General features: G+C 69.5%; 10 protein-coding genes. All 10 read left to right on the forward strand.

Features of this window, described 5'->3' with window-relative positions; all coding sequences use genetic code 11:
- Positions 1-137 precede the first annotated feature (137 nt).
- The 10 genes from ABZT17_RS18095 (at position 138) to ABZT17_RS18140 (ending at position 12,174) form a co-directional block, all read left to right on the forward strand.
- Positions 138-1,034, forward strand: a complete 897-nt coding sequence (locus ABZT17_RS18095; protein ID WP_356349885.1) for a ScbA/BarX family gamma-butyrolactone biosynthesis protein — start codon at positions 138-140, stop codon at positions 1,032-1,034.
- Positions 1,022-2,002, forward strand: a complete 981-nt coding sequence (locus ABZT17_RS18100) for an NAD-dependent epimerase/dehydratase family protein (RefSeq protein ID WP_356349887.1) — start codon at positions 1,022-1,024, stop codon at positions 2,000-2,002. The genes ABZT17_RS18095 and ABZT17_RS18100 overlap by 13 nt, the downstream gene beginning before the upstream one ends.
- A 421-nt stretch (positions 2,003-2,423) precedes the next feature.
- A complete protein-coding gene (locus tag ABZT17_RS18105) occupies positions 2,424-3,194 on the forward strand; it encodes an alpha/beta hydrolase (RefSeq protein ID WP_356349891.1) in 771 nt (256 codons plus the stop codon).
- Positions 3,195-3,311: 117 nt separating this feature from the next.
- Complete coding sequence (locus ABZT17_RS18110) at positions 3,312-4,007, forward strand: type 1 glutamine amidotransferase domain-containing protein (RefSeq protein ID WP_356349893.1); 696 nt, start codon at positions 3,312-3,314, stop codon at positions 4,005-4,007.
- Between the two features lie 40 nt (positions 4,008-4,047).
- Complete coding sequence (locus ABZT17_RS18115; RefSeq protein WP_356349895.1) at positions 4,048-4,740, forward strand: phosphoribosylanthranilate isomerase; 693 nt, start codon at positions 4,048-4,050, stop codon at positions 4,738-4,740.
- A gap of 5 nt (positions 4,741-4,745) precedes the next feature.
- Positions 4,746-5,417: a uracil phosphoribosyltransferase gene (upp, locus tag ABZT17_RS18120; protein WP_356349897.1), complete on the forward strand. Its 672-nt coding sequence runs from the start codon at positions 4,746-4,748 to the stop codon at positions 5,415-5,417.
- Positions 5,418-5,454: 37 nt separating this feature from the next.
- Positions 5,455-6,129, forward strand: coding sequence for an NAD(P)H-dependent oxidoreductase (locus ABZT17_RS18125; protein WP_356349899.1), 675 nt, complete (start codon positions 5,455-5,457; stop codon positions 6,127-6,129).
- 69 nt (positions 6,130-6,198) lie between these two features.
- Positions 6,199-10,254 (forward strand): amino acid adenylation domain-containing protein, encoded by a 4,056-nt coding sequence (locus tag ABZT17_RS18130; RefSeq protein ID WP_356349901.1) that lies wholly within the window; start codon positions 6,199-6,201, stop codon positions 10,252-10,254.
- A 4-nt stretch (positions 10,255-10,258) separates the two neighbouring features.
- On the forward strand, positions 10,259-11,212 hold the full coding sequence (locus tag ABZT17_RS18135) for a pseudouridine-5'-phosphate glycosidase (protein WP_356349904.1): 954 nt from the start codon (positions 10,259-10,261) through the stop codon (positions 11,210-11,212).
- Positions 11,212-12,174: a ribose-phosphate diphosphokinase gene (locus ABZT17_RS18140; RefSeq protein ID WP_356349906.1), complete on the forward strand. Its 963-nt coding sequence runs from the start codon at positions 11,212-11,214 to the stop codon at positions 12,172-12,174. Before ABZT17_RS18135 ends, ABZT17_RS18140 begins: the two co-directional genes overlap by 1 nt.
- Positions 12,175-12,300 lie beyond the last annotated feature (126 nt).

Below are 12,300 nucleotides of genomic sequence, written 5' to 3' on the forward strand. Positions count from 1 at the left end.
AGCGTACGACGCGACCGTTAGCACATGTGTACAGGGGACTGTTTTCGGAGACCACATTCATGCAAAAGGATCTCAAAGCGGACACGTGTACGGCTGAACAGGAAACACACCTTCAACATGAACGTCACACAACGGGGATGCGGCACCCGCGGAAGCGGCTGACACGGACCGTTCCCCGAGAGTACACACACCGGGCGGCGGTGGCCGAGGTCTTCCTCACGGACTGGGAACCAGGACGACCTGATGGTTTCGTGGTGAGCGCGCAGTGGCCCCGCGGGCACTCGTTCTTCGCGCCGCGCGCCGGCTGCCAGGACCCCCTCCTCGTCGCCGAGTCCGTCCGCCAGGTCGGCTCGCTCCTCGCGCACGCGGAGTTCGGTGTCCCCCTGGGGCATCAGTTCCTGATGCGCAGGCTGTCCTACACCGTCGCACCGGAGGGTCTGGCCACCGCCCCCGTCCCCACCGAGGTGGAGATGCGGGTGACCTGTCACGACCTGGCCAAGCGGGGCGACCGGCTCACCGGAATGCGGTACCGGACCAGGCTCGTGCGCGACGACCGCACGATCGGCTACGCCGAGGCGGAGTTCAGCTGTCTCACGCCCGCGGTCTACCGGCGGTTGCGCGGAGCGAGGCCGACCAGCGCGGAACGGGTGTGCGGCCGGGTCGTCGAGCCCGCCTCCGTGGGCCGCGCGCTGCTGTCCGACGTGGTGCTCCTCGAACCGGAGGACACCGGGAACCGCTGGCAGCTGCGCGTGGACACCCTGCACCCGATCCTCTTCGACCATCCCGTGGACCACGTCCCCGGCATGGTGCTGATGGAGGCCGCCCGCCAGGCGGCCCAGGCGGTCCACGCCGTGCCGGTGCTCACACCGGCCATGGACAGCGCCTTCCTGCGCTACGCCGAACTCGACGCCCCCTGCTGGATCGAGGCCGAAGTGGAGGAGTCCACCAAGGAGGGGCCGGCGCTGGTCAACGTGACCGCGACACAGAACGGCGATGTCGTGTTCACCGCGCAAGTCACCACATGGCACCTGTGACACCACGTCACGGCGATGGGCGTCATGAATCCGCCGGCCTCCTCGTCACGGGGGCCGGCGGTTTCGTCGGCGGCCGGGTGGTGCGCCACGCGGGCCGGCTGCCGGACGGGGGGCCGCCGTTGCGGGTGCTCGCCCACCGGCGCGCGCTTCCCGGGGCGCCCGGCGCGGTGGAGGTCGTCGCCGGCGATCTGGGCGATCCCGGATCGCTGCGCGGTCTGTGCGCGGGCGTGGGTACGGTCGTGCACTGTGCCTCGCTCGTCGGCGGCACCGAGGAGGAGTGCGAGGCCGTCAACGTCCGCGGCACCGAGGCCCTGGTCGAGGAGGCGCGGCGGGCCGGGGTCTCCCGCGTCGTCTATCTGAGCACCGCCTCCGTCTACGGGCGGGGCACCTTCCGCGAGGCGCGGCCCGAGGACCTGGTGCGCAACCCCGGCTCGCCCACCTCCCGCACCCGGGCCGCCGCCGAGGACCTGGTCCTCGCGGCCGGCGGCACGGTCCTGCGCCCCCACATCGTCTACGGGACCGGTGACCGCTGGGTCGGCCCCGGTCTCCTCGCCCTGGTCCGTGCGATCGGTGGCGGCATCCGGGGCCGGCCGGCCCTCGTCTCGGCCGTCGACGTGGACGATCTGGCGCGGCTCGTGCTCGGGGCCGCTCTCGCGCCCGGGGACCGGCTGACGGCGTCCGTGTACCACGCCAACCATCCGCGTCCGGCGACCGCCGACGCCCTGCTGCGCGGTTTCGCGGGGGCCGCCGGACTCCCGCTCGCCGAGGGCGTGGCGACCTACGAGCGGGCGGCGGAGCGGTTGCGGGCGCTGGGCCGTTCCACCAACCCGCTCGACATGATGGCCACGGATCACTGGTTCGCGAGCGACCGGATCTGGTCGGACCTCGGCCTGGCCGCGGGCGCGGGCTTCGAGGAGGGCCTCGCCCGGCACGCCGGCTGGTACCGGTCCACTCTGCGTTCCAAATAAAACAGGCAAGTCTGCCGCAGTGTGACGTCCTTGAAACCATGCCCGGGTAACCAGTCCATGTACGCCGGGCATCCCTTTGTGCCATTTCATACCCCATTTAGAGGGGGAATGGTGGGTTCCGGGTAGCGTCCGAACGTTCGAAAGTAGAGCGTTGACAAACAGGCAGTACTGTCTGTTAGTGTTCCTTCGTCAGTCAGACCTGCAGCGGGCCGCAGGCGGCAATTCCGCCCCCGCATCGACCGCGCCACACGTTGCACCTCGTCACTGACGCCCGGTTGCCGGGCGGACCGTGAGTCCGGGCGTGGTTTCTCCTGCCGCCGTCCTCGATCGCTCGACGGCGTGAAAAACAATCCGCACACACCAGGCGAAACGTCACTGGTGCCGTCGCGTCTACTTCACGATCCAGAAGGGATGATCAGTCATGCCTACGATCACCGTGGGAAGTTCCCGCATCCAGTACCGCGTCACCGGTTCCGGCCCGGCCCTGATGCTGGTCCACGGCGTCGGCAAGGGCGGCGAGGCGGCTTTCGGTCACCTGGTCGACACCTTCGCGCAGCGCAACACGGTCATCCTCCCCGACCTGTCCGGCAGCGAGGCCGCCGAGGACGACGACAGCGCTCTGACCATGGAGCAACTGGCCGACGAGGTCGCCGCCGTGATCGAGCACTCCGGGCTCGGCCCGGTCGACCTGGTGGGCTTCTCGCTCGGCGGGTCGGTCGTGGCGGCCACCGCGGCCCTCCACCCGGACAAGGTCCGGCGTGTGGTCCCGGTGGGCGGCCTCGTGCAGACGGACCGCTACATGGAGAACCTCATCGGCCTGACGCTGAGCCAGAAGCACGACCCCGTGGCCTTCGGCCGCGTGCTGACCACCACCGCGTTCAGCCCGAAGTACATCAACAGCCTGGCGGAGGTAGACGCGATGGGCGCGCATCTGAGCCCGTCGTCGGGACGTATCCGGCAACTGGAGCTGCTGGTGCGCACCGACATCCGGGACCTGGTCGGGAAGATCCAGGCGGACACCCTGGTCATCGGCTGCAACCCGGACGCTGCCGTGCCGACCCACCACTCCCGCGAACTGCACGCCGGGATCCCGAACGCGTCGTACGTCGAGTTCGACAGCGGTCACATGGTGCTCGTCGAGCAGCCCGAGGAGTTCGTGCGCGTGGTCGACGAGTTCCTCCACCAGCCCTGATCCACCGTCATGTCCCGCTGCCGGGTGGCGTCTTCGGGCGCGGACCCTTCGGCCGGCGCGCCCGCGGCCACCGGCGGCCCCCGCACGTCCGGTTCACAGAGATCAGGAGGAGCAGCGATGAGGATACTGCTGGCCGTCAGCAGCCACGACGTACTGGGAGACACCGGAAACAGGACGGGCTACAGCGTCTCCGAGGCGGCCCATCCCTACCACGTCTTCGTGTCCGCGGGCCACGAGGTGGACTTCGTCTCCGTGCGCGGCGGTGAGCCGCCGGCCGTGGTCTTCGACGGGGAGGAGGACGACCCGCAGATCGTGGCCTTCCTCGCCGACGAGACCGTACGGGCCGAACTCGCGGCGACCCGGCCCGCCGCCCAGGTCCGGGCGGACGACTACGCGGCGATCTTCTACGTCGGCGGACACGGCGCGATGTGGGACTTCCCCGACTCCCCGGACCTCGCCCGGCTCGCGGTCGGGATCTACGAACGCGGCGGCGTCGTCTCCGCCGTGTGCCACGGTCCCGCGGCGCTCGTCAACCTCCGTCTCTCCGACGGCTCCCTCCTCGTCGAGGGCAAGCGGGTCGCCTCCTTCACCAATGAGGAGGAGCAGACCCTCGGCCTCGTCGACGTCATGCCCTTCCTGCTGGAGGACCGTCTCAAGGAACGCGGCGCCCGCCACACCAAGGCGCCGAACTACGTCGCCCACACCGAGAGCGACCACCGCGTCCTGACCGGACAGAACCCCGCCTCGGCCGCGCCCCTCGCCGAACTCGTCGTGGCCGAACTCAAGAACGCGGCGGACACCCTGTCGCGCTGACCGACCCGTACGCCGCCCGTTTCCGGAAAGGGAGAGCACCATGCAGAACGTGATCCAGGTCGCGGGAATCATCGACCAGGCCGAAGCGGACATGATCATCGAGGAGGGGGCGGACTGGCTCGGGTTCGCGCTGCGCCTGCCCGCGAAGAACGAGGACCTCTCCGAGGCGGACGCCGCCGCCATCGTCAAGGCGATCCAGCCGAAGAACAAGGGCGTCATCATCACCTATCTGACCGACGCCGACGACATCAGCGCGTTCTGCGCCGAACTGGGCGTCGGCGCCATCCAGTTGCACGGCGATGTCGCGCCCGCCGAACTGCGCCGGCTGCGGACCGTCGCCCCGGACCTCTTCCTGCTGAAGAGCCTGGTGGTCAAGGCCGACAACATCGACGAGCTGACCAAGACGGTCGACGGCGCGGCCGAGTTCGTCGACATGTTCATCACCGACAGCTTCAACCCGGCGACCGGCGCCAAGGGCGCCACCGGCCTGGTCCACGACTGGGACGTCAGCGCCGAGCTGGCCCGGATCTCGCCCCGGCCGCTGATGCTGGCGGGCGGTCTGAACCCGCACAACGTCGCCGAGGCCATCGAGAAGGTCCGCCCCGCGGCCGTGGACGCGCACACCGGCCTCGAGGGCGCCTCCGGCCGAAAGGACCGCCTCAAGGTCCGCACCTTCGTCGCAGAGGCGCGGAGGGCCTTCGCCCGGATCGCCGGCGAGGCCGGGTCGAGGTGACGGGCATGGCCACCGAGGCGACCGCGCTCCAGGACACCGTTCATCTCCTGCCGCAGACCAAGCGGTTGCGCGCACTGCACAGCGTCATCCGTGACCGGCACGCCGAGCGCGGGGACTTCGTCCCCCACGCGGGCCGGATCATCCGCCAGTTGATCGAGGCGGGCCTCGAACTGCTGCCGTTCGAACCGTATGACGTGCAGACCCCGGTCGGCAGGACCTACCACGGCCTGCGCCTGGCACCCGAGATCTGCGGGGTCTCCGTGGTACGGGCGGGGGACAGCATGGAGACGGAACTACGCGCGATGATGCCGGAGGTCCGGCTCGGCAAGATCCTCATTCAGCGCGACAAGGTGACCAAGCTGCCGCGCCTGTACTACTCGGCGCTGCCGTCCGACATCGCACGCCGTCATGTGCTGCTGCTCGATCCGATGCTCGCCACCGGCGGCACCGCGCTGGCCGCGATCGACGTCCTGCGCGAGCGGGGCGTGCCCGAGGAGCACATCGTGTTCGTCAACCTGCTCTCGGCGCCCGAGGGGATCAGGGCCGTCCGGGAACACTGCCCGCACGTGCGGATGGTGACGTCGTCCATCGAGGAACGCCTGGACGAGAACGCCTATATGCAGCCGGGCATCGGCGACTTCGGCGACCGCTACTTCGGGACGGACCTGCCGGCCTGAGCGCCCGGCCGTCCGCACTCATCCAAGGAGCACACCCATGACCACCCCGGGTGCCGACGGCGTCACCAGGACAGCCGTCATCTACTACTCCGGAACCGGCAATGTGCACAAGCTCGCCACGGCCGCGGCCGAGGCGGCCGAGAAGGCCGGCGCGCACACCCGGCTGCGCCGGATACCCGAGTACGTCAACGAGTCCCTCGCGCCCGAGTTCGCCGAGTGGACCGAGGCCTGGGCGGAGAACGCCGAAGCCATCAAGGACGTACCCACCGCGAGCGTCGACGACCTCGACTGGGCGGACGCCATCCTGCTGGGCGGCCCCGGGCGCTTCGGCCTGATTCCCGCACCGCTCAAGCACTTCATCGACCAGGCCTGGCCGCTGAACGCGCGGCGCGGGCTGGTCAACAAGGTCATGTCGTCGTTCACCTCGACCGGCGCCCCACACGGCGGTCAGGAGAGCACGATCCTGTCCCTGAACAACGTCTTCTACCACTGGGGCGGAATCATCGTGCCGCCCGGCGTCACCGACGACATCGTGATGGCGCCGAGCAACGGCAACCCCTACGGGGTCAGCTCGGTCTCCGGCCGGCAGGCGATCCCGGGGCGGCTCGCGGAGAACGTCACCGAGGACAACCTGGCCGCGATCGCGTACCAGACCCGGCGCGTGGTGGAGATCGCCTCGGCACTGCGGCTCGGATTCGCGGCCGGCGTGTGAGATCGCCCAGGGGCGCGGCCCTTCCCGAAGGGCCGGCCCCTGTCACTCATCCGATGGGGGAACGAGAAGATGCCAGACAACGGACTGGGGCCGGAGCCTTCCCGGCACACGACCCTTCCCGATCTGCTCCGCGCGCAGGCGGCCCGCCGGCCTGACGACACGGCGGTCGTGTACGGCGAGGGCCGGCTGACGTACCGCGAACTGGTCCGCGAGAGCGGCCGGTTGGCCGGCTGTCTGCACCGGCACGGCGTGCGCCTCGACGACCGCGTCGGTCTGTTCGTGGAGCCGTCGCCGGAGCTGATGACGGGTGCCTGGGGAATCCTGTTCGCGGGCGGAGCCTATCTGCCGCTGTCGCCGGAGTACCCCGAGGAACGCCTGCGCTACATGATCGAGGACTCCGCCACCCGGGTCATCCTGACCCAGGCGGACCTGGTGGACCGGCTTTCCGCGCTGGCGCCCGAGGGCACGGTGATCGTCACCGTGGAGGACGCCGAGGGTTTCGGCCCGGCGCCCACCCGGCCGGCCGCGGAGAACCTGGCGTACGTCATCTACACCTCCGGCAGCACCGGCAGGCCCAAGGGCGTGACGATCGAACACCGCAGCATCGTCAGCCAGATGCGCTGGCTCGCGGCGGCCTACGGGCTGGACGGGTCCAAGACCGTCCTGCAGAAGACGCCCATGAGCTTCGACGCGGCCCAGTGGGAGATCCTCGCGCCGGCCTGCGGTGCCGTGGTCGTGATGGGCAGCCCCGGCATCCACCGGGACGCCGAGCGGCTGATCCACACCATCAGGACGCACCAGGTCACCACGCTGCAGTGCGTGCCCACCCTGCTGCAGGCGCTCCTGGACACCTGCGAACTGCCCACCTGCACCTCGCTCACCCAGATCTTCACCGGCGGCGAGGCGCTGACCAAGTCGCTCGCCCGGGAGTGCCTCGACACGATGCCGCGGTGCGAGCTGGTCAATCTGTACGGGCCGACCGAGTGCACGATCAACTCGTCGGCGTTCACCGTGGACCGGGCCGGTGTCGGCGACGGACCGAACTCCCTCTCCATCGGCGCCCCGGTGCACGGCACCACGTACCACATCCTCGACGCCCAGGGGTCCGAGGCGGCCGTCGGCGAGGTCGGTGAGCTGTGCATCGGCGGGATCCAGCTGGCGCGCGGCTATCTGCACCGGCCCGAGCTGACCGAGCAGCGGTTCGTGAACAACCCGTTCGGTGAGGGCAGGTTGTTCCGCACCGGTGATCTGGCGTACTGGAACGCCGACGGCACCGTCCAGTTCGTCGGCCGGGCGGACAACCAGGTGAAGCTGCGCGGCTTCCGCGTCGAACTGGACGAGATCAAGCTGGCGATCGAGACCCACGACTGGGTCAAGCACGCAGCGGTGCTCGTGAAGGAGGACCCGCGCACCGGTTTCCAGAACCTGATCGCCTGTGTGGAGCTGAATCCCAAGGAAGCGGCCCTGATGGACCAGGGCAACCACGGCGCGCACCACCAGTCCAAGGAGAGCAAGCTCCAGGTCAGGGCGCAGCTGTCGAACGCGGGCGTCCGGGACGCGGGGCAGCTGGCCGGCCGGCCGGTCGTCGAACTGCCGGGCCGTACGCCCGCGTCGGCACAGCGCCGCCAGGCCTTCGCGCGCAAGAGCTACCGCTTCTACGAGGGCGGCAAGGTCACCGAGGAGGACATCCTCCAACTGCTCGCCCGCCGGGTCACCGGCGGACGCCCGCGCGCCCTCTCCGACCTCGGCCGCACCGAACTCGGCGAGATCCTGCGGTACTTCGGGCAGCACCTGAGCGAGGAACGACTGCTGCCGAAGTACGGCTACGCCTCGCCCGGATCGCTCTACGCCACCCAGCTCTACCCGGAGATCGCGGGGATCGGCGACCTGCCCCCGGGGATCTACTACTACCACCCGGTCGACCACCGGCTGGTGCTGATCACCGAGACCCCGGGCGCCCCCGGACCGAGCGTGAAGCTGCACTTCCTCGGCAGGAAACAGGCCATCGAACCGGTCTACAAGAACAACATCCGCGAAGTGCTGGAGATCGAGACGGGCCATATGGTCGGCCTGTTCGAGGAGATCCTGCCGCCGTACGGCCTCGACATCGTGGGTCTGGAGTTCGCCCCGGGCACCAAGGACCGCCTCGACGTCGCCGAGGAGGACTACTACCTCGGCACGTTCGGACTGGTCCCGTACGCCGGACCCAGGACCGAGGACTCGCCGGACGTCTATGTCCAGGCCCACCCCGGGAAGATCGACGGCCTGCCGGCCGGTCTGTACGCCCACGCGGACGGCCGACTCGAGCGGATCTCGTCCGAAGTCGTCCTGCGCAAGGAGGTCATCGCCATCAACCAGGCGGTGTACGACCGCGCGAGCCTGGGCATCTCGGTGGTCAGCCGGGCCGGCCGGGACTGGCGGCGCTACATCGATCTCGGCCGCACGCTGCAGCACCTGTCGATGAACGACGTGGGCCTCGGGTTCATGTCGTCCGGGTACAGCTCGAAGAGCGGTGCCGACCTGCCGTCCGCCCGTAAGATCGACGGCATCCTGCGCGAACTCGGCCGGGCCACCGGGCCGTCGTACTTCTTCGTGGGCGGCCGGGTGAGCGAGGAACAGCGGCTGCACGAGGGCATGCGGGAAGACGTCGTCCATATGCGGGGCCCGGCGGAGATGATCCGCGAGGACCTGGTCAACTTCCTGCCGGACTACATGATCCCGAACAAGGTCGTGGTCCTGGACGAACTGCCGGTGACCGCCAACGGCAAGATCGACGTCAAGGCGCTCGCCGCCTCGGACAGGACCGACGCGGGCACCGACGACCGTCCCTTCGTGGCGCCCCGCACCACCGTCGAACGCAGGATCGCCCAGCTGTGGAAGAAGGCGATGAAGCGGGAGACCGTCTCGGTCCAGGAGGACTTCTTCGCCTCCGGCGGCAACTCGCTGATCGCGGTCGGGCTGATCAACAGGATCAACCGTGAACTCGGGGCGGCGCTGCCGCTCCAGGTGCTGTTCGAGTCCCCGACGATCGAGGCGCTCGCCCGGCGGGTGCAGGGCGGGGACGAGGTGCGCTCCTCCCGGCTGGTCCCGCTGCAGCCCGAGGGAGCGGGGAAACCGGTCTTCTGCTGGCCGGGCCTGGGCGGTTACCCCATGAACCTGCGTCTGCTGGCCGAGCGCATGGGCACCGACCGGCCCTTCTACGGAGTGCAGGCGCACGGCATCAACCTGGACGAGGAACCGCATTTGACGATCCGTCAGATGGCGGCCGACGACGTCGGGATCATCAGGCGGCTGCAGCCAGAGGGCCCCTACACGCTGTGGGGCTACTCCTTCGGGGCGCGCGTCGCCTTCGAGACCGCTTACCAGCTGGAACAACTGGGGGAGCGGGTCGAGCAGGTGGTCCTGATCGCACCCGGATCGCCCAAGGTCCGCTCCACCTGCGGCCTGGAACGCAACGCCACCTACGCCAACAAGGCCTATGTGCGGATCCTGTTCTCGGTCTTCGCCGGCACCACCAGCGGCCCCCTGGTGGACGAGTGCCTCGCCGTCGCCCAGGACGACAAGACCTTCGCCGAGTTCGTCAGCACGCGCTTCCCGGGGCTCGACATCGACCTGGCGCTGCGGATCATCCAGGTGGTCGGGACGACCTTCGAATTCAGTTACACCTTCCGTGAACTGACCGAACGTCAGATCGCCGCGCCCATCACCGTCCTCAAGGCGCGGGGCGACGACTACTCGTTCCTGGACGGCGTCGACGGCTACGCGGCCGCACCGCCGACCATGGTCGACCTGCGGGCCGACCACTACTCGATCCTCAAAGATCCCGACGTCGAGGAGCTGGTGACGGCCCTGCGACGGCGTCCGGACCTCCGGAAGGAGACCGTCATGCCACACGTCAACATCAAGCACTTCCCGGTTCCGCTCAGCGACGAGCAGCACTACCGTCTCGTCTCGGCCGTGACCGAAGCGGTGAGCACGGCCTTCGGCTGCGACGAGGACGTGGTGTCGATAGCGATCGAGCCGATCGCCAAGGACCGCTGGAACGAACAGGTCTACATACCGGAGATAGTGAACCGGCGGCACATACTCAGCAAGGTGCCGAACTACGGCCCGGACGCCGGCTGAGCCGATGACCACCGACTTCCCACGACACCGGCAGATCCCCGTCGAGTTCAGTGCCGAGGTGAGCGACGCCCTCCACGAGGGGCGTCCCGTGGTGGCACTGGAGTCCAATGTCATCACCCATGGCCTGCCCTATCCGGACAACGCCGCCACCGCCCGGAAGGTGGAGGAGGCGGTCCGGGCCGGCGGTTCGGTCCCGGCCACGATCGCCGTGGAGAGGGGCCGGATCAAGGTCGGCATGACCGACGCCGACATCGACCGGTTCGCCTCCACCCCCGGCATCCCCAAGGTCAGCAGCAGGGACCTGCCCGTCGTCCTGGCCCAGGGCCGGATGGGCGCGCTGACCGTGGCCTCGTCCCTGGTGGCGGCCGAGCTGGCGGGCATCCCGTTCTTCTCCTCGGCCGGTATCGGCGGGGTGCACCGGGGCGCCGAGAAGACCATGGACGTGTCCTCCGACCTCATCCAGTTCACCCGCTCCAAGGTCGCGGTGGTGTGCGCGGGCGCGAAGAAGATCCTCGACCTCGGCCTGACGCTGGAGTACCTGGAGACCCAGTGCGTGCCCGTGGTGTCGTACCGCTCCGACGACTTCCCGGCCTTCTACTGCGTCTCCAGCGGGCTGCGCAGTCCGCTGCGGCTGGACGACGACGACGTGATCGCGCGGTCGATCGAGAACCACTGGGCGCTGGGCAACCACAGCTCCTTCCTGATCACCACACCCGTGCGGCCCGAGGACGCCATCGACGGCGACGAGGTCGACGCCGCCCTCACCGAGGCCATGCGCGCGGCCGAGCGGGACGGGGTGCGGGGACCGGCGATCACGAAGTACCTGATGCGGGCGGTGGACCGGGCCACCGAGGGCCGCTCGTCCAGGGCCAACATGGCCGTCCTCGTCAGCACGGCCGAGGTCGGCGGCAGGCTCGCCGCGGCACACGCAGAGTACCTGAAGGGTGTGCGCGGCTGATGGGCACCGAGAACATCAAGCTCTTCGCCGGGCGCAGCCATCCCGAGCTGGCCGAGGAGGTGGCCAAGCATGTGGACGTGGCGCTGACACCGCAGTCGGTGTACGACTTCGCCAACGGCGAGATCTTCGTCCGGTTCGAGGAGTCGGTGCGCGGCAGCGACGCCTTCGTCCTGCAGAGCCACGCCGCGCCCATCAACCAGTGGATCATGGAACAGCTGATCATGGTGGACGCGCTGAAACGCGCGAGCGCCCGCCGGATCACCGCGATCATGCCGTTCTACGGCTACTCCCGCCAGGACAAGAAGCACCGCGGCCGGGAGCCGATCTCCGCCCGGCTGATGGCCGACCTGGTCAGGACGGCGGGAGCGGACCGGATCATGACCGTCGACCTGCACACCGCCCAGATCCAGGGCTTCTTCGACGGACCGGTCGACCATCTGCTCGCGCAGAACCTGCTGGCCTCGTACGTCGGCGACAGGTACGGCGACGCCCCCGTCACCGTGGTCTCCCCGGACGCCGGGCGGACCAGACTGGCCGAGAAGTGGGCCGACCATCTGGGCGGCCGGCCGATCGCGTTCGTGCACAAGACCCGGGATCCCGACCGGCCCAACGAGGCCGTGGCGAACCGGGTCGTGGGCACGGTGACCGGCCAACTCTGCGTCCTCATCGACGACATGATCGACACCGGCGGCACCATCGCCAAGGCCACCGAGATCCTGCTGGCCGAGGGAGCCGCCGACGTCGTCGTCGCCGCCACCCACGGCGTGCTCTCCGACCCGGCCGTCGAGCGGCTGTCCGGCTGCGGGGCACGCGAGGTGGTCGTCACCAACACCCTGCCGATCCCCGACGCCAAGCGGTTTCCGAAACTCACCGTCCTGTCCATCGCCCCCCTCCTGGCGAGGGCGATCCGCGAGGTCTGCGCGGACGGCTCGGTGACCAGTCTCTTCGACGGCCACGCCTAGGGCCCTTCTGATGGATCTCCGCGGCGTCACGGCGTCCGGCACGCACGCTCGCCGCACGGCGCGAAGGGACAGGTGGCTCCGCCACATGACCCTTCACACCGCACGCCGATCGCACGCACCGGACGC

The sequence above is a fragment of the Streptomyces sp. NPDC005648 genome, assembly GCF_040605395.1.
Classification (GTDB): Bacteria; Actinomycetota; Actinomycetes; order Streptomycetales; family Streptomycetaceae; genus Streptomyces.